The organism is Haliea salexigens DSM 19537 (genome assembly GCF_000423125.1).
Taxonomy (GTDB): domain Bacteria; phylum Pseudomonadota; class Gammaproteobacteria; order Pseudomonadales; family Halieaceae; genus Haliea; species Haliea salexigens.
Genome location: NZ_AUHJ01000002.1, coordinates 53,110 through 70,089 on the forward strand (window position 1 = coordinate 53,110; position 16,980 = coordinate 70,089).

18 protein-coding genes are annotated in these 16,980 nt (G+C 55.6%); 11 read left to right on the forward strand and 7 right to left on the reverse strand.

What is annotated here, in order from left to right:
• Positions 1-9: 9 nt before the first annotated feature.
• Positions 10-1,587 (forward strand): glutamine-hydrolyzing GMP synthase, encoded by a 1,578-nt coding sequence (guaA, locus tag G533_RS0102980; RefSeq protein WP_027948691.1) that lies wholly within the window; start codon positions 10-12, stop codon positions 1,585-1,587.
• 226 nt (positions 1,588-1,813) lie between these two features.
• Here guaA and G533_RS25205 read toward each other — a convergent pair whose 3' ends face one another.
• Positions 1,814-1,948: a hypothetical protein gene (locus tag G533_RS25205; protein WP_276202558.1), complete on the reverse strand. Its 135-nt coding sequence runs from the start codon at positions 1,946-1,948 to the stop codon at positions 1,814-1,816.
• Positions 1,949-2,107: 159 nt separating this feature from the next.
• Here G533_RS25205 and G533_RS0102990 point away from each other — a divergent pair, with 159 nt between their 5' ends.
• Together G533_RS0102990 and G533_RS24410 are read left to right on the forward strand one after the other, a co-directional pair.
• Complete coding sequence (locus G533_RS0102990; protein ID WP_035526235.1) at positions 2,108-3,292, forward strand: lipase family alpha/beta hydrolase; 1,185 nt, start codon at positions 2,108-2,110, stop codon at positions 3,290-3,292.
• A 182-nt stretch (positions 3,293-3,474) separates the two neighbouring features.
• A complete protein-coding gene (locus tag G533_RS24410) occupies positions 3,475-4,434 on the forward strand; it encodes a DUF3592 domain-containing protein (RefSeq protein ID WP_027948693.1) in 960 nt (319 codons plus the stop codon).
• Between the two features lie 73 nt (positions 4,435-4,507).
• Here the strand turns inward: G533_RS24410 and G533_RS0103000 are convergent, their stop codons facing one another.
• On the reverse strand, positions 4,508-4,867 hold the full coding sequence (locus G533_RS0103000; RefSeq protein WP_240472353.1) for a DUF3147 family protein: 360 nt from the start codon (positions 4,865-4,867) through the stop codon (positions 4,508-4,510).
• A 666-nt stretch (positions 4,868-5,533) separates the two neighbouring features.
• Here G533_RS0103000 and G533_RS23270 point away from each other — a divergent pair.
• The 3 genes from G533_RS23270 to G533_RS0103020 all read left to right on the forward strand — a co-directional run bounded on the left by G533_RS23270 (position 5,534) and on the right by G533_RS0103020 (position 7,228).
• Entirely contained in the window at positions 5,534-5,890 is a 357-nt protein-coding gene (locus tag G533_RS23270; protein ID WP_051229913.1) for a HigA family addiction module antitoxin, read from the forward strand.
• 790 nt (positions 5,891-6,680) lie between these two features.
• The gene (locus G533_RS20255; protein WP_035526329.1) at positions 6,681-6,869 is read left to right on the forward strand and encodes a type II toxin-antitoxin system VapB family antitoxin; all 189 of its coding nucleotides are present in this window, start codon (positions 6,681-6,683) and stop codon (positions 6,867-6,869) included.
• Positions 6,866-7,228, forward strand: coding sequence for a type II toxin-antitoxin system VapC family toxin (locus G533_RS0103020; RefSeq protein ID WP_027948695.1), 363 nt, complete (start codon positions 6,866-6,868; stop codon positions 7,226-7,228). The genes G533_RS20255 and G533_RS0103020 overlap by 4 nt, the downstream gene beginning before the upstream one ends.
• A 283-nt stretch (positions 7,229-7,511) precedes the next feature.
• On the opposite strand, the gene G533_RS25310 is transcribed toward G533_RS0103020, so the two are convergent.
• On the reverse strand, positions 7,512-7,889 hold the full coding sequence (locus G533_RS25310) for a type II toxin-antitoxin system RelE/ParE family toxin (protein WP_205622538.1): 378 nt from the start codon (positions 7,887-7,889) through the stop codon (positions 7,512-7,514).
• Positions 7,890-7,987: 98 nt separating this feature from the next.
• Positions 7,988-8,263, reverse strand: a complete 276-nt coding sequence (locus G533_RS25270; protein WP_338035392.1) for a type II toxin-antitoxin system ParD family antitoxin — start codon at positions 8,261-8,263, stop codon at positions 7,988-7,990.
• A gap of 156 nt (positions 8,264-8,419) precedes the next feature.
• Between G533_RS25270 and G533_RS24415 the strand changes: the two genes are divergently transcribed.
• Positions 8,420-9,055, forward strand: a complete 636-nt coding sequence (locus G533_RS24415; protein ID WP_144079773.1) for a hypothetical protein — start codon at positions 8,420-8,422, stop codon at positions 9,053-9,055.
• A 199-nt stretch (positions 9,056-9,254) separates the two neighbouring features.
• On the opposite strand, the gene G533_RS0103035 is transcribed toward G533_RS24415, so the two are convergent.
• Complete coding sequence (locus tag G533_RS0103035; protein ID WP_027948696.1) at positions 9,255-9,473, reverse strand: tautomerase family protein; 219 nt, start codon at positions 9,471-9,473, stop codon at positions 9,255-9,257.
• A 483-nt stretch (positions 9,474-9,956) separates the two neighbouring features.
• Here G533_RS0103035 and G533_RS23275 point away from each other — a divergent pair, with 483 nt between their 5' ends.
• Both G533_RS23275 and G533_RS0103045 read left to right on the forward strand, forming a co-directional pair.
• Positions 9,957-11,429 carry a sensor domain-containing diguanylate cyclase gene (locus G533_RS23275; RefSeq protein WP_051229914.1) on the forward strand — a complete coding sequence of 491 codons (1,473 nt, stop codon included), beginning with the start codon at positions 9,957-9,959 and terminating at the stop codon, positions 11,427-11,429.
• A gap of 110 nt (positions 11,430-11,539) precedes the next feature.
• Positions 11,540-12,199, forward strand: coding sequence for an alpha/beta hydrolase (locus G533_RS0103045; RefSeq protein WP_240472355.1), 660 nt, complete (start codon positions 11,540-11,542; stop codon positions 12,197-12,199).
• Positions 12,200-12,286: 87 nt separating this feature from the next.
• Here the strand turns inward: G533_RS0103045 and G533_RS0103050 are convergent, their stop codons facing one another.
• Positions 12,287-13,099 (reverse strand): universal stress protein, encoded by an 813-nt coding sequence (locus G533_RS0103050; protein ID WP_027948699.1) that lies wholly within the window; start codon positions 13,097-13,099, stop codon positions 12,287-12,289.
• Between the two features lie 404 nt (positions 13,100-13,503).
• Between G533_RS0103050 and nhaD the strand changes: the two genes are divergently transcribed.
• Together nhaD and G533_RS20270 are read left to right on the forward strand one after the other, a co-directional pair.
• Positions 13,504-14,913, forward strand: a complete 1,410-nt coding sequence (nhaD, locus tag G533_RS0103055) for a sodium:proton antiporter NhaD (RefSeq protein WP_240472356.1) — start codon at positions 13,504-13,506, stop codon at positions 14,911-14,913.
• Positions 14,914-14,991: 78 nt separating this feature from the next.
• Complete coding sequence (locus G533_RS20270; RefSeq protein WP_035526238.1) at positions 14,992-15,654, forward strand: GAF domain-containing protein; 663 nt, start codon at positions 14,992-14,994, stop codon at positions 15,652-15,654.
• A 31-nt stretch (positions 15,655-15,685) separates the two neighbouring features.
• Here the strand turns inward: G533_RS20270 and G533_RS0103065 are convergent, their stop codons facing one another.
• Positions 15,686-16,840 (reverse strand): HD domain-containing phosphohydrolase, encoded by a 1,155-nt coding sequence (locus tag G533_RS0103065; protein WP_027948701.1) that lies wholly within the window; start codon positions 16,838-16,840, stop codon positions 15,686-15,688.
• Positions 16,841-16,980 lie beyond the last annotated feature (140 nt).

The window sequence follows — 16,980 nt, forward strand, 5'->3', positions numbered from 1 at the left end:
CCAACCGCAATGACAGCAGATATTCACGCCAGCCGGATCCTCATCCTGGATTTCGGGTCCCAGTACACCCAGCTGATTGCGCGTCGCGTGCGGGAGGTGGGTGTATACAGCGAAATCCGCGCCTTCGACATGAGCGAAAGCGAGATCCGCGAGTTTGCGCCCAGCGGCGTCATCCTGTCCGGCGGCCCGGAATCGGTGCCCTCCCCGGGCTCGCCGCGGGCGCCGGCATGCGTGTTCGAGCTGGGTGTGCCGGTGTTGGGCATCTGCTACGGCATGCAGACCATGGCCGAGCAGTTTGGCGGGCAGGTGAGCGCCTCGCCGACCAGTGAGTTTGGCTACGCACAGATTCGCCTGGTGACCCAGGCAGGCCTGTTTCACGACATCCGGGATCACTTCGACAGCGCCGGTAACAGCCTGCTGGATGTGTGGATGAGCCACGGCGACAAGGTCATTGAGTTACCACCGGACTTCGAACTGGTGGCGGCCACCGACAGTTGCCCGATTGCCGGCATGGCACACCGCAGCAAGCCGTTCTACGGCATCCAATTTCACCCGGAAGTGACCCATACCCTGCAGGGCAAGCGCATATTCGAGCACTTCGTGCTGGAGCTGTGTGGTTGCGCAGCGCTGTGGACGCCGGCCAATATTGTCGATGATGCGATCGCGCGCGTGCGGGATACCGTGGGCAGTGGCAAGGTACTGCTGGGCCTGTCGGGTGGTGTGGATTCCTCGGTCGTGGCGGCGCTGTTGCACCGCGCCATCGGCGACCAGTTAACCTGTGTGTTTGTCGACAATGGTCTCCTGCGCCTGAACGAAGGCGACCAGGTTATGGAGATGTTTGCGCGCAACATGGGCGTGAAAGTCATCCGCGTGAATGCGGAGGACCTGTTCCTCGGCAAGCTTGCCGGCGAGGCGGATCCGGAGGCCAAGCGCAAGATCATCGGTAACACCTTTATCGAGGTGTTCGACGATGAGGCTACCAAGCTCAAGGATGTGAACTGGCTGGCCCAGGGCACTATCTACCCAGACGTGATTGAATCTGCCGGTGCGAAAACCGGTAAGGCTCATGTGATCAAGTCACACCACAACGTAGGTGGCCTTCCGGACGACATGGCGATGGAGCTGGTGGAGCCCCTGCGTGAGTTGTTCAAGGATGAAGTGCGACGCATTGGCTTGGAACTAGGCCTGCCTTACGACATGGTCTACCGTCACCCCTTCCCGGGCCCCGGCCTCGGCGTGCGGATTCTGGGCGAAGTGAAAAAGGAATACGCCGAGCTGCTGCGCCGCGCCGATGCCATTTTTATTGAAGAGCTGCACCGCGCGGACTGGTACCACAAAACCAGCCAGGCCTTTGCCGTGTTCCTGCCGGTGAAATCCGTGGGCGTGGTGGGGGATGGTCGCCGCTATGAATGGGTGATTGCCCTGCGTGCAGTGGAAACCGTGGATTTCATGACAGCGCGCTGGGCGCATTTGCCCTATGAGTTGCTGGAGACCGTGTCCAACCGGATTATCAATGAGATATCCGGGGTTTCGCGGGTGACCTACGATGTGAGCAGCAAGCCGCCGGCGACGATTGAGTGGGAGTGACCGGCACGTAAAGGCAATGTCTGGCACTGGTTGGCATCTGCGGGTAGAGAGTTCACCTGTTTGCCAGATCAGCTCGCCATCGGTTGCGCGTTGCGAGGCAGCAATTGACGCTGTAATAGCTTTTGGTTTTCTTGCCTTTTATACCAAGTCATCTATGCTGACTTTCAGCACATTGGCATTAGCTCTATATGCATCTACGCGATCTTCACGCTTGGCCGGTCTCAATCTACGCGATGTACGGCTGTGACAGCCCTGTAGCATCATCCAGCATTTCAGCCTTTTCGATTAATGCCCGGTAGTCGGCAATTGGTGCCTCTGCATACTCAGGCACGCCATTGCTCTCAATGATTTGTATGCTCATTTGTAGATACCTCCAAGTGGGTCAACATCCAACACAAGAACCGTGACCTGCTCGCTTTCAATTCGGTTATTGAGTGATTTGGGAACCGAGTCTTTTCTCGCCAACACCGCCCCCGGCAAATGCGCTATGCTGAGACGATGGCACCCCGGGGGAGCAGTCATGGAAACAGGCAAGACCCTGCGCGGCGGCGCCCATCTGGTATTTGATGCCGTCGACGGCGTTACCCATATCGTCGAGGGCATGTACCGCAACATCGCCGCTGGGGCATGGCCCCTGGGCGAGGCCCCGGAGGGCTCCGCGCCGGGGATTGCCGGTTTTGTGCATCGCGCCATCCGCAAGGTCAACGGGGTCTCCCGCAGCGGCCTCGATATCGCCTTGCGACGGTTTTCGTCGCAGCTGGACAGCCTGGCACCGCCGGGTCCCAACCGCGAGGCGATCATCGCCGCGCTGAATGGTGTCTGCGGCGATCACCTGGCGCGAACCGGCAATCCGCTGGCCATTCCAATGCGGTTGCGGGTCGGCCTGCCCGGGCAGGGCGACTGCAGCGGAAAACCGGGCGGTCGGCTGCTGATCGCCGTCCACGGCCTGAGCATGAACGACCGGGAGTGGACCTGGCAGAATCACAACCACATTGAGACCCTGGCCCGCCAGCAGGGCTTCACCCCGGTCTATGTCACCTACAACTCGGGGAAACATATTTCTTGGAACGGGCGGGAGCTGTCCGCGGCGCTCGCCGCATTGGTGGCCAGCTGGCCCGGACCGGTGCAGTCCATTACCTTCGTGGGTTTCAGCATGGGCGGGCTGGTGGCGCGCAGTGCCATGCACGTGGCGCAAGAGGAAGCACAGGGCTGGCTGGAACGGGTCGACAAGGCCGTGTACATCGGCACACCGCACCATGGCGCGGTGATGGAACGGGGTGGTTTCTGGCTGCAGAAAATACTCACCTACAGCCCCTATACCGCGCCATTTGCGCTACTTGGCAGAATTCGTAGCGACGGCATTACCGATCTGCGTCACGGCAACCTGCGCGACGACGACTGGCAACATCACGACGCACACAGCGACAACGCCGACTACCGGGTCCCCACGCCGCTGCCGCGGAACATCGAGCACTTTGCCATCGCCGCAACCCTGTCAAAAAAATCCGGGGAGCGAGCTGGCCGATTGCTGGGCGACGGCCTCGTACATCCCTCGAGCGCAACGGGGAGGCACGGCAACCCACAGTACGATCTTGCCCTGGAACCCGACCACACGCAGATTCTCTATGACCTCAGTCACCTGGCAATGCTGCGCGATCCACGGGTCACGGACCAGCTGACGGCATGGCTGGGCAAGGTGCACTAGCGTCCTGCCCCCGACCAGAGCACGGCGTGCGGTGAAAACACCAATGGACACTGAGAATCAGGTCCGGATTCGCTGCCTGCTGCCCCTCGATAGGGGTCTGGCGCTATTTCTGGCAGCGTGATTGCCTGACCGTCATTTACTTGGCACTCTATATCCATTGGTAACTGGCGCAAGGGGGGGCCATGCTTCAGCGTATCAAGCACTTCATGAACACAGTGTCCACCAACTGGTCCGGCGATCCTGCGGCTCGGGGAGCGGCAAAGATGACCGCCGGCGCAGTCCTGGTCGCCGAGGGGCTGTTCGGCACCATCCGCGGCGTGACCGATGGCCGCAATGGCAAAAAGGGCGGGCTGTTCGGCGGCATTTTCGGCGTTGTCTTCGGGCTCATGTTCATGGGCGCCGGCAACCTGACGGCACCGGATGAATTGACCGATGGGGTGGAAACGCAAGGCACCATTGTCGAGGTGGAAGAGGGCCGAAACAGCGACGGCGAGACGATGTATGCGCCTCGCTACCGCTATACCGTGGATGGGCAGGAATACCAGTTCACCTCGTCGGTACGCTCCAGCGGCCGCCCCACCATCGGCAAATCGGTGGACATCCTCTATTCCGCAAGCAATCCTGCCAATGCCTATCGTACCGACGGAATCGACGGCAAGTTTCACCTGATATTCGTTGGCGCAGGGGGCATGGTGGTACTGTTGTCACTGTTCAGTCTGCTGGTGAGTGTGGCGCTGATCGTCTTCGGTGTCTGGCTATTCATCGGCGGCCGGCGCGACCGGCGTGAGGCGGGGGCCAGCAGCGGATTTTTCTCCGACCTGATCTCTCTGGCGCAGCGTGCGCGCGCAGGGGCAGTGGATATCGAGCAGACCGCAGCCGGCCAAAAAGGCACCGGCCAAGGCGGGGCGAGCCTGCTTGAAACGGCTTCGGTTGCGACAAATGCCGCGTCGGCTCCGGCTGGAGCCGCGGCGAAGGCCAATGATGCGGCCAGTGTCTCAGCCGCTCCGCCCGACGCCGCCATGCGGCACAATGCGCCACCACCCACCGCTCCTCCCGAGGGCTGGTATCCCGACCCCGAACAGTCGGGCAGGTTGCGCTGGTGGGACGGTGTTCAGTGGACAGCGCACAGGAGGGATGCGTAGTGCCTCGTTGCGCCCGTTGCCAAGAAGCCGCACTTGGCGTTCAGAAGTTGACATTCCAACATTCTCCGGCTGACTAGATACTCAAATCAATTCCAAACTGTTTGACTACCTGTGCAAAAAGCCAGAAACAAATAGCTGTAGTTAGTGCGCTGGCCACTAAAGCGCCCCAGAATCCGAAGCGCGATAGTAACGACGGAAAGACCAGAAACATAGGGAGCGTAGGAACCACATACCAGAATGTGTACCAGGCGTGGTTGGAGACTTTCTCAGTTGAGCCGGTTTCGACCTGAAGCCAGATCAGCGCAAGAATGGTGACCAGGGGCAAGGCGGCGACTAGTGCGCCCAGCTTATCACTGCGTCTCGCGATTTCTGAAACCAGAACAACGACAAATGCTGTCGTTAAATATTTAGTGACCAGCCAGCCCATTCCCATCGCGTACCCCTGTAATTCCCCCACTTTTAACCGTCCGTTTGAGTAGAGGGTTATGCAGCCTGTAGCAGCCGGGCTGGAGGTATCCCTCCGGTTGAATCGCTCAATACAGGCGCAGGTAGATGGCGCTCGTGAGTGGTGTGGCCAAATGCATGCCCATAAACAAGGGCAGGCTCTCGTTGCCTGGCGACGCCATACTGACTTGACTCCAACATCTGTGGTGCCGAAGTCTCGTACCATGAAGCAATCAGTGCTGGCCGGGAACATCTATTCTGAGCAATGGAGTACATTTTTGCATCTTGCATCTTGCATCTTGCGCAATACGCAATACGCAATACGCAATATTTCTATACATTAACCGCGAACTCAGAAGGAAAACTGGGAATTGATCAAGAGCATCAGGCACAAAGGGCTGAACAAATTCTTCAACAGCGGTGGCAACGATACCCGGGGCATTAATTCTGACCATGCGGACAAGTGACGCGACCAGATGGCCGCCTTGGACTCCGCTAAGGACATTGCGGATATGGATCTACCGGGGTGGCGCCTGCACCCTTTAAAGGGGAAGGATAAAGGTCGGCACGCTATCTAGGTCAGCGGCAACTGGCGAATGACTTTCGAGTTTGAGAACGGCGATGCGTTTGTCGTGGATTATGAGGATTATCACTGATGGCTAAAATTACAGTACACCCAGGCGGTTTCATCAAGCGTAACTATATAGATGAGCTGGGCCTCACGGCCACCGAATTGGCGGATGCGCTGGAAGTGTCAGAGTCCGCCTTGAGCCGTCTGGTTCATGAAAAGATCGACTTGTCGCCGGCCCTGGCGGTGAAGGTGAGCAAGGTGCTGGGGCGCTCGGCGGAGAGTTGGATGGCGATGCAAACCAATCACACACTGGCAAGATGTCAGGCTGAATTGGAGCAATGGACACCGACCAAGCAGGTGACTGCTGAAGGCCTGGTTGCTGTAAAAGGCGGCAAGTCAAAAGCCAGGCGCAAGGCTGCGGCGAAGACAGCGACGGCCTAGCGAACTGCTGTCCATGACGAGGCGTAAAATAGCATGGCTCAGGGTTCGAATCCCTCGCTCTCCGCCATACCCCTCTGATTTTATTGAATTAATTTCTTTTTTCTGCCGCCATGGGACCATTTTCGGACCACACGCTCAGTAATTCCCAATCGCTCCGACACAAATTGCGCCAACCCGGTCGCATCTGCGGAGATCCACTTGCCGTAATGGTCATCGACCAAGCGCGTACTGGTATGACACCGGTCCGGCGTCGCGGCTCCACAGGCTGTCCTTGGCGTGGCCGATGGTAGTTAGCCAGGAAGGGCCTTGGTTGTCGGTGTCAGGCTAGCAGTGAGCTGCCAGAACACCCCGTACCGTGTCTTTATCAAGCTCCGAACCAAAGACCAAGCTGATTGGCTGGGCGATTCGGGGACAGCCGTATCGAGGGTTGCGGCGGGGATTCAAAAACAGCGAGCAAAAGCCGAGAAGGGCACGATCCTGTGTTGATAGATTGGGTACTCTTTGTCTGGACCGTCTGTGGATGATCAGATGTTGTTTTAGAATCAGGTTTTCAGCAATGACTGTTCGGCTGCCGCGTGGCCGCAGCAGCTTAGCCAGAGTGATGAGCATTTGAACACGTAGGTAAATGACGTCTCTCATGTCGTCTGAGCGGAATAGTGATCGGTGAAAGCGGCAAAAGCTAACCTTCTGATACTATTGTTGAATTTGTATTTCGCCATGCACAGGCATCAAAAATAGCATCAAATGGTGTAGAATTCGATGATGTGTGTCTAGCATCGGAGAAGAAATGATGAGAACCACAGTTACTATCGACGACCAGTTAATGTCCGAGGCACAGCGGATTACCGGGGTAGTTGAAAAAGCGGCCCTGGTACGCGAAGGTCTCAAGGCTCTTATCGAGCGTGAAAGTTCGCGTCGACTAGCGAAGCTAGGCGCTACTGATCCGGAACTAAAGTCTGTGCCCCGTAGACGTACATGATTTTAGTCGATACATCGGTCTGGATTGACCATCTGCGGTCTGGCGATAAAATGCTGGCGCACTTGCTGGAGAATACTCAAGTACTAGCCCACCCATTCGTTATCGGTGAGTTGGCCTGTGGTAATTTGAGTAATCGAGCGGAAGTTCTAGCGTTGCTGGCGGATCTTCCGAAGGTGGCGACGGCGACAGATGAGGAAGTATTATTTTTTATTGAACAACACCAATTGATGGGGCGCGGAGTAGGGTATATAGATGCGCACCTGCTTTCGTCAACGTTTCTGGGCGTTCCAGCAAAAATTTGGACGCGGGATAAGCGGTTGGCGGCACTTGCCGTCGAATTGGATAAGGCTTATCGGTAGTGGCCAGCAGGTCGGAAAAAATTTGGCACTCAATAGCATGTCGCTATTCCAGTGATCGTTGCTCGAGAATGGCTGTGTCAGATATCACCATGACGTAGCAGCCTGGATTTTGGGACCACCATGGGACCACCCTCACGCCTTTTGATGCCCCCTAATGCCGCGCTCATTTTTTAGCTCTCTGATTTACAAGGCATTAGGAGGCATGGCGAGGCGTAAAATAGCATGGCTCAGGGTTCGAATCCCTCGGTGCCAGAGGGTTGGTAGGTGATCCAGGGGTAATAGTTTAGAGAAATATCTGAGCATGGTATTTGTCATAGTGTCGCCGTCTATCAGGAAAGTAAGTCATTGAATACAAGAGATAAAAAGTGTTCGTTGATAATAGAGTGGGAGGAACCGGCACTGCCAGGGAATGTCTGGCACTGGCTGGCAACAGCAGGCATTTCACCTTGTATCTGATTATTCGACCAGCTAGAAAATAAGTGATGATATCCATCTCCTTGTGCGGGATACCGATAATATCAATGCCTTCACCTCCAATCAGATAGAAGACAACATGCTCGCCCTGTGGAAAGCTGTAATAGCCTTCAGCCACATCGGTGCGGTGTTTGCCCAGTTGCGGGCTCTCGGCTAAACAGCCAAAGCGTTTTTCGAGTGCTTTCAGGTAAGTATTACGTTGGCGTTTACCCTATTGCCGCTCTATATATCGGTTGATGTTTCTCAAGTCATCCTGAGCCCTCGGGGTGACTCTTAATCCGGGCATCAGGCTTCGTTATCCAGACCGTTGATCAGTGTGTCCATTGTGAAATTATCTATGAACTCACTGGCTCTGGCTCTGGCCTGGTCAGCGCCCTGGGCCAAATGACTTCGTAATGCGTCAAGTTTGCTTTTGCGCTCTTCCATTGCGCGCAGGGCATCCCGGACAACTTCACTGGCGGAGCCGTAACGCCCTACTGGCAATCTCATTCTTGATGTAAACTTCCCAGTGCTCGCCAAGGCTAAGACTTGTCGTTGCCATATCGCTCTCCGGGTATTCATAATTAGCAGATATGAATATATCAACCTGGGAAGAGAGGCAACCGGCGTTAATTCGTCAGTTTTTCGAGTGATTGGGAAAAACTACTGAGCATGGTATTACCGTGTGCATCAACTATTAACGGAGTCAAAGACAAAAATCTAGAAGAGGAGTTTGACGTGTCAACATTATTCCCCCCAAAATTTGCAGCAATTGCATTAGCTATTTTTTCTATCACAACATTTTCGTTGAGTGCATTTGCCGTCAATCCGCAGTGTTATAAAAAGATTGAAGGCATTTCACTGGACCAAAGCATTGGGGAGATTACGAATACGCTGCAGCAATTAGGGCTTCACGACATTACCTGTAAGCAAAGATCGAAGATGCCTTGTGCCGCCCAAAAAAGGCAAATGCTGACTTATGCTACAAATGACCAAGGTTTTCTGCATAAGGTTGGCGATAAGGCCGCCAAACTGACATTTGACAAGGCCGGTAATCCAAGAACATTTTCTTATAGATACTACACAGAAGCGCCTGCCTCTTTACAAGCCTATGACGAAAGCAGAAGCTGGGAAGGTTGGACATATAAAGATACTATCAAAGCGCGTATTAACGAATATTGCAAAAACACGCAACCTGAAGGTATGAGGGTCGGATGTAAATATAGTAGCGCACTTTCGATTGATGTCATTATTGGCGACCCGCGTAGTAAAGATTGCATGTATAAATTCGAAGCTGTTTATAGCGCTCCAAGAGGAAAATCTCAGGCACCGGCCGCGCACGAAATCAGGGAAACAATAACGCTTGTCAAATAGGTGGCGTGGTGATGCACAATCTTAAAATACGTGTATGTAAGTTTTTTTGCTGCTGACCAACCGGCCGTTTTAGCGCGACGAGTTCGCCTGCAAACCAGTCACGCTTTGCGATCCAGCTCGCGATCGCACACCGGAAGGGGCGTGAAAGGGTTTTCGACTTTTAAGGGCCAGATTGCCGGGAGCTTGGTTGATAATCTGGTTAGCCGGCACCCTGCATCGTTCGCACTGCTTCCGTGGTGAGTGCCTCTCCACCAATGCCCCAGCTACCACTATCGATTTCCACTATATTGACCCAGGTGACGCTGCGTAGTGCCTTACCCTCAATGCTCACCATCACGTCGGTAATTTTCTCGATGATCTCGCGCTTGTGCCCTTCGTTGAAAACATCCTTTATGACCTGTACTTGTACTAGCGGCATGGTAGCTCTCCTTTGCATGCGTTCTGATTGAATCCCGAGCGTAATCACTGCTCTGGGTCGACAAACAGTCACTGAGTGCGCCGCCGCTGCGAGCTCGCCGCCTACGGCCATACGGTGACCAAACTAGGTGGCGTCGAGTAGAACATCGCCAGGGCATTGAGCTCACTTCGAAGATAACGACTCCAGCTGCGGGCGCATCAAGTCCCAAGATGGCGCGGAATTTGATGAGCATAGACAGAAGGATTTCCAACGGATGGAAGCGAGATCCGGTGGTCACGTCGAAGTCCAGATCGGCGTGGTAAACCCGGTGCAAGCGTCACAGGGGCGGCACCGCGTACATGAGCCGACCCGCAGGTCGGGACGACACAGCAGACGGGCCGTTCCCGTGAGCACGGCTGTGGGATGCGCTTGTGCAGGGTCTGGCTCTTGTGTAACTTTCGCCCCTTTAGAATCCTCCCCACGAGACAAGAATAGCGCCCCTCCATGACAGATACCCAGACCAGCAAGATCGATGACCTGACAAGCCGGTTCAGGGAGCTTCACCGACTTAATCTGGGTCATTATGATTCCTATGCGAAGCTCTACTCTGACTACCTGAGAACAGGTACACGTTTTTTTGACATGCCTACCGGTATCGTTAGTCGCATCAGTGACGGGCAGTACGTCATCCTCGCCGTCGAACCCGAAACCATGAATCTCGCTTCCGGCGATGCCATGGCGCTGGGCGATACCTATTGCTCTGTGGTCGTCGACAGGGATATGACTGTGGCAGTGTCCCACGCCGGACTGGACGCCGCACTGTGCGGGCATCCGGCCTACAGGGAGATGCAACTGGAGGCGTATCTTGCGACCCCTATCCGGGTTAACGGAGAGATCTACGGAACCTTGAATTTCTCCTCGCCCCAAGCGCGCAAATTCCCCTTTGACGAAACTGACGTCGAACTCGTTGAATTGATGGCCGGTCGGATCGGCCAGATCATCGAACAGGACCAGCTGGACCGTGAGCGACAGACTGCCATATGCCAACTGCGTGAGAATACAGAGCTGTTCGAGAGTGCGTTCGAGCATGCTGCGATCGGCATGGCCCTGGTAAGCCTGGAAGGCCGCTGGCTGCGTGTCAACAATGCGGCTATTGAACTTCTGGGGTACAGCGAAACCGAACTGCTTACCAATGACTTCCAGACACTCACCCACCCGGATGATCTCGACAAAGATCTGGGATTGCTGCGTGAAATGCTGTCGGGGGAACGCGACACCTATCGTATGGAAAAGCGATACTTTCACAAGAACCGGCAGGAAATCTGTGCTCTGTTGAGTGTTTCCATGGTCCGCGACGAAAACGGCAAGCCGGAGTATTTTGTTTCCCAGATTCAGGACATCAGCGCCCAGAAGCGTGCCGAGGCCGAGTTACAGCAACGACAGAAACAGCTGGAAGCGCTGAATGACCGTCTGGAGCAGCTATCCACAACGGACCCTCTGACCCAACTCAACAATCGACGCGCGCTGGAGGAGCGATTGCATGAAGAGTTGTCCCGCAGCAAGCGAACCGGGGATCCGCTATCGCTGTTGATCGTCGATGTGGACCACTTCAAACGCTATAACGATACCCATGGCCACCCGGAAGGCGATCAGGCCCTGCGCGCACTCGCCGCCGCTCTCAGTGACGTTTCGCGGACGAACGACACCGTCGCTCGACTGGGCGGGGAAGAGTTTGTGCTGCTATTACCACATACCGATGCCAGCGGGTGTTGCGCCGTGGCAAGGCGACTGGCACAGCTGGTCAGTCGCCTGGAAGGTTTGCGGGTAGCCATAACGGTGAGCACCGGCGGGGTAACGCTGGTGCCTGATATCGGGTCGATTCGCATACCCACAGCGGATGCCCTGATGAGGCGGGCAGACAAGGCATTGTACAGGGCCAAGCAAGAAGGCAGAAATCGCCATTGCCAGGCGCCTTAGCGGCCCCTCGCCGGCGTCGTCAGTGCAGCGCTATGGAGTACCCCCTGTTCTGGGGCGCGCCAGTTAGCCGTGATATTCTGCGCGGAAATTTGCATACAGGAGGGCGGGCCTTGCTCAAGTGTGAAATTATGGAACCCAATGGTAGTGCCGATGCGGCGGTGATATGGCTGCATGGGTTAGGGGCCAGCGGTCACGATTTCGTTCCGGTGGTGCCCCATCTGGGATTACCGAACGGTCACGGTGTACGTTTTGTTTTCCCGCATGCCCCTGAGATACCCATTACAATCAATGGTGGAATGGTGATGCCGGCGTGGTACGACATATTCGCCATGTCGATAGAGCGCGAGATTGACCTGGAGCAGATAGAATCATCGTCCGCTTCCGTTCGGGAATTGATTCAGCGAGAACTGGATGCAGGTATCGCGAGTGAGCGGATCGTGCTTGCCGGTTTCAGTCAGGGAGGTGCTGTCGCCTATCATACGGCGCTGTCCTATGCACAACCGCTGGGCGGATTACTGGCGCTGTCTACCTACTTCGCCACCGCCAGAGAGGTGAGCCTCTCGGACGCAAACAAGGCGCTGCCCATTGAGATTTTCCATGGCACCCGGGATCCCATGGTGCCGGAAACAATGGGCCACACCGCGAGCCAGATCCTGCAAAGCATGGGCTTCGCTCCAAGGTACCGCAGCTATCCCATGCAACACGAAGTGTGCATGGAAGAAATTGAGGATATCGGGCGCAGCCTCAGTGAGTGGTTGCAGCGGGTATAAGCAGCATTGCAACGACTCAGGTCTGAGTTGCGTGAGTCGAGGCGAAAGCCCGTTGGCACCGAGCCCGCTGACTATGCCGGATGCAGTTTATGGCATTACCAGCAAGTCACACTCCAGCTCGTCAAGCACCTTTTCGGCGGCATTGTTGTTCAACATTGCCGAAAGACCTGAGCGGGCCGATGTGCCCATCACCACCATACCCGCGTTGATTTCGCTGGCCGTTTTGATAATGGCGTCGTGCGGCTCATCCATCACGATGTGCACGCGCTCAGCCGGCACGTCGCAGGCGCGTATCAAGGAGCCCCTGTCAGGACGGGTCGCGAGGTCTTTGTAGGCGCTGATATAATGCACTTCGGTGTCAGTCTGTTCGAAAAACTCCCGGCACATATCCAGTATCTTCTGGTTCAGCGTGCGATAGGCGTCTTGATCACCGCGCGTATCCAGGGCAGCCAGAATGATGTCCGCCTTGTTGCTCCCATCGCCCTTGACCAGCAGTACCGGACAACTGCACTCACGTATGAGCGTCCAGTCCGATGTCCTCTTCAGACGGCGCTGTGCGGTAGAGTGCCGGTGGGAGGATTTCACCACGCCATCCACGTTGTGCCGCTCGGCGGCGTTGACTACTGCACGATACCAGTCTTTCTGCCACTCAACCTCAATGGCTACGGGTATGCCCTTATCTCGCAGTGGTTGAACGGCGGCCGTCAAAACATGCTCTTGTCCGGCAATTCGCTTTTCAATCTCGGCGTCCTGGCCTTCACCTCGCGGTAGTTCCCCGTGAATGCAGCAGTACACCCGCAGTTCGGTATCGGTATTTTCGGCAATGTCGATCATTCGTGACAGTGCGGGCTGCTGTTCTTGTGTGGGGTCATATACGACAAGATAGTGGGTGGTACTCATGTGAAACCTCGCTTTCTCCAACCGGGTGTATTGAGGTCATCAGCGCGCCTTTTTGCTGGTTTATCGACAGCGTGTGACCAGATTGCGGAGCGGTTTCGAGGGCCCGAACCTGAACACAGGGAGGCTGCCAAGGTGCCCGCTCGCCAATCGTTACTGTTTTCGCACAGGCGGCGGCGAGTGTCATCAATAGATTGAAAATGAATGCGGTTTAGGCGACATAGGTCAATTCAGGCAGGCATTGACTGTGTTCAGATGCGCACACTTCGGGCCTCGCCCTACCGTAAACCGTATTCGAGTCAGGAATCATGATGAAAATGTGTCATTTGCGCAGTCGACGTGCCCAGTCGCGCGTCCGGCGGTCTGTTGTCTGCAGTAGTGTGGTTCGAACTGTGGTGGGTAGTCTGTTGGCGCTCATCCTTGTGGCATGCAGCGCCCTTGCCACTGCCGCCGAATCCACTATCGGAGGGTTCACACGGCACCCGGTAGGGTACCTGGCCCTGGCTATTTTTACAGTCGCCTATATCTTCGTTATGCTCGAAGAGAAGCTGCACTTGCGCAAGTGTAAACCGGTGCTGCTGGCCGCAGGCCTTATCTGGTTCCTCGTGGCAGGCTTTGCGGCGCTGAAAGGCGATACGGAAAGCGCCAATGCCGCCCTTCAGCACAACCTGCTGGAATACTCAGAGCTGTTGTTGTTTCTGCTGGTGGCGATGACCTATATCAACGCCATGGAGGAGCGCCAGTTATTCGATGCGCTCCGCAGCTGGCTGGTCAGCAAAGGGTTCAGTTACTTGAGTCTTTTCTGGATTACTGGCGTGCTGGCATTCTTTATATCCCCCGTGGCTGACAACCTCACAACCGCCCTGCTGATGTGCGCGGTGCTGCTGAAGGTGGGGGAAAAGAGCCCGCGTTTCATCAGCCTGGGTTGCATCAACATCGTGATTGCGGCCAATGCAGGCGGCGCCTTTTCGCCATTCGGCGACATTACCACGCTTATGGTGTGGCAAAAGGGCATGATTGAATTCACCGAGTTCTTCAGGCTGTTCATTCCGTCCGCCGTTAATTTTCTGGTACCGGCCGTGATAATGAGCTTTGCCATCCCCCGGGAGCCACCGCAGGACGCGATCGAGCCAATCGTCATGAAACGGGGCGCCCGCCGGACCGTGGCGCTTTTTCTTCTCACGATTACCACCGCCGTAGTGGGGCACAACTTCCTGCATCTTCCGGCCGTGGTCGGCATGATGATGGGCCTCGCCTACCTTCAGTTGCTGGGCTACTACCTGCGCCTCAGTTTCAAGCGCGGTGTTGCAAAAGAGCGGGCATGGGCTGAGGCACAGAAGAACACACGTTTGCTGGAGAGGCTCGACAAGGCCGTGCCGTTCGACGTGTTCAATCCGATGGCCCGGACCGAATGGGACACACTTCTGTTCTTCTACGGCGTAGTGCTTAGCGTAGGTGGCCTTGGCTATATCGGCTACCTCGCTGAGGTGTCGCAAGTTCTCTACACGGGTTGGAGCATAACCGGAGCCAATGTTGCGGTCGGTATTATCTCGGCCGTTGTAGACAATATTCCGGTGATGTTTGCAGTTCTTTCCATGGAGCCTGAAATGTCTCATGGGCAGTGGCTGCTGGTTACGCTCACGGCAGGTGTCGGTGGCTCCATGTTGTCGATCGGTTCAGCGGCGGGTGTTGCGCTGATGGGGCAGGCGCGGGGATATTACACCCTTGTGTCGCACCTGCGTTGGACACCCGTTATCGTGGTCGGCTATGTCGCCGCGATAGCAGCGCATATGTGGCTGAATGCAGAACTCTTCTAAGAAACGTGCTTTTTGTACCAGTTGGCCTTCGCGATTCGAACGCGAATTTTGTAGAATAGGGTCCGGAGGTGCAAGTCAATGAAATCCGTGGATGAAAGCCAACGTCTCAGGGAACTGCTTTTGTATCGCGTTATGGATACGTCTGCCGAGAGAGTTTTTGATAGCCTGACAGAGATAGCGTCGACAATCTGTGAGGCGCCCATCAGTCTCATCAGTTTGGTGGATGACTCTCGCCAGTGGTTTAAGTCCCGCGTGGGCCTTTCTGCGACAGAAACTCCTCGTGAGCATGCATTCTGCGCTCATGCACTCGACAGGCGTGACCTTCTTGTTGTTGAAGATGCAACTCAGGACGAGCGCTTCCGCAACAATCCACTTGTGGTTAATGACCCGGGTATTCGCTTCTATGCCGGTGCGCCGCTTGAAATGGCGAGCGGGGCTACGCTTGGAACGTTATGCGTTATTGATCGCGTACCGCGCCAATTGACGGACGTGCAGCGGCGGTCTCTGGAAGTCCTGCGCGACGCCGTGGTTGCTCAGCTCGAACTGCGCCGCTACCGAATTGAGATGCAGTCTTTGCAGTCACTTGTCCCGATTTGTGCCTGGTGTCGTGAAGTCAGGGTGAGTGATTCCTCCTCGCCCGAGAGCTGGGTGCCTCTTCACGATTTCGTCGCCGACGCAACACCTGTGACGCACACCATCTGTCCTGCGTGCAGCAAACGTGAGAGTGGAGTAACGCCTTAGGTCGCCGCAATGCAGAAACTGATTCCGCAGCTTAGCTGCTGGCACTCTGTCGCCTTATAAAGGCGTTATCCGGGATCAAGCCTTCATGAGCAAAGTTTCGCAAACGCTGCAGCAAGTAGTCCGAAACTACCACTCCAGCCCTTACAAGCAGAACATCGTCGATGTTGTAGATGTCATGCGCTAGCTCAGCGCCCTCAGGCAGCACGTCCAGGCTCACGTTTGTGATGGTTTGATGTTCTTCATCTTCCTCGTTGACTGTCTCAAGTGCCGCAAGCACTTTCCCATCAAAATGGCTCGTGTTTGCTCTGAGCATCTCAAGGACCTGGGCGCCTTCATGTCCCTGGGAGAAGAGCATCTCCTGCTCATTGATCAGCCGGAGAATCCTCGCACCCAGTGGAATTGCTGCGCCATGAATCCGTTGGTGTTCAGGGTAGCCGGATCCGTCGAAATTCTTGTACTGCAGCGCAATGGCTTCTGCGACACAATCCAGCCGCGGGACTTGCCTGACGAGGTTGGCGCCAACATCGACCTGGTTGTGAATATGCGCCATATCGCTTTCCAGGGGGGCGGCGCCCTGGGTTATCCTGCTCATCACATCCTGGGGTAAAGACAACATGCCTATATTGCCCAGCAGGGCGGCTGTTTCTGCTTCCCAGGTGTCGGTAATTCCAAGAGCCTGACATATCCTGGTTGCAATTCGTCGCCGCTCAGTAGCTCGGCCAAACACGACTGGGTTAGCCATTGCCAGGACTTCAACGAGAATACTGACGCTGCCATTCACGGTATTCTCGAGGAGTACGCGCTCGGCCCTATCAATTTCGAACTTGCGTTCAGCATCCCTCATGGCTTTCTTGAGCTCGGAAAGAGAAATCGGCTTGGTAAGCAGCTTGAACACGTCCGCCTCGTTAACCGCCGCGATAGCTGTGTCCTTGCTCGCATATCCGGTCAGCATCATCCGCACTGAGTGTGGGGACAGTTCCTTCAGTTTCTTCAGGAAATCCAACCCGTCGATTTCAGGCATGTTGAGGTCGCTTGTGACCACGGAAAAGCTGTCGTCCTCGCGCAATATGTCGAACGCTTCAGCTGCGCTTGTTGCAGTAACGACCTCACTTTCTGCGGCGAATACGTTGCGATAGAAAACCAGCAAACTTTCTTCATCGTCAACAAACAGTAGTTTTGTCTTCATTGTTCTGAAACCTGTAGGTAGTGGATCTAGTGCCAACAACAGCGGGTTGCTGATCAATCTGTCTTTTGGTTGTCGAGCACATCACGCAACCGTTTAGCCAAATCACAGCGTCTATAAGGTTTTGCAAGGATTTCCACCGC

Coding starts and splice junctions, on each gene's coding strand:
- G533_RS0103050 (WP_027948699.1), bottom strand. CDS start 13,099: ATGAGTACCACCCACTATCTTGTCGTATATGACCCCACACAAGAACAG.
- G533_RS25270 (WP_338035392.1), bottom strand. CDS start 8,263: ATGAATACCCGGAGAGCGATATGGCAACGACAAGTCTTAGCCTTGGCG.
- G533_RS23275 (WP_051229914.1), top strand. CDS start 9,957: ATGACAGATACCCAGACCAGCAAGATCGATGACCTGACAAGCCGGTTC.
- G533_RS0103035 (WP_027948696.1), bottom strand. CDS start 9,473: ATGCCGCTAGTACAAGTACAGGTCATAAAGGATGTTTTCAACGAAGGG.
- guaA (WP_027948691.1), top strand. CDS start 10: ATGACAGCAGATATTCACGCCAGCCGGATCCTCATCCTGGATTTCGGG.
- G533_RS0103020 (WP_027948695.1), top strand. CDS start 6,866: ATGATTTTAGTCGATACATCGGTCTGGATTGACCATCTGCGGTCTGGC.
- G533_RS0102990 (WP_035526235.1), top strand. CDS start 2,108: ATGGAAACAGGCAAGACCCTGCGCGGCGGCGCCCATCTGGTATTTGAT.
- G533_RS24410 (WP_027948693.1), top strand. CDS start 3,475: ATGCTTCAGCGTATCAAGCACTTCATGAACACAGTGTCCACCAACTGG.
- G533_RS20270 (WP_035526238.1), top strand. CDS start 14,992: ATGAAATCCGTGGATGAAAGCCAACGTCTCAGGGAACTGCTTTTGTAT.
- G533_RS0103000 (WP_240472353.1), bottom strand. CDS start 4,867: ATGGGAATGGGCTGGCTGGTCACTAAATATTTAACGACAGCATTTGTC.
- G533_RS0103065 (WP_027948701.1), bottom strand. CDS start 16,840: ATGAAGACAAAACTACTGTTTGTTGACGATGAAGAAAGTTTGCTGGTT.
- G533_RS23270 (WP_051229913.1), top strand. CDS start 5,534: ATGGCTAAAATTACAGTACACCCAGGCGGTTTCATCAAGCGTAACTAT.
- G533_RS25205 (WP_276202558.1), bottom strand. CDS start 1,948: ATGAGCATACAAATCATTGAGAGCAATGGCGTGCCTGAGTATGCAGAG.
- G533_RS20255 (WP_035526329.1), top strand. CDS start 6,681: ATGAGAACCACAGTTACTATCGACGACCAGTTAATGTCCGAGGCACAG.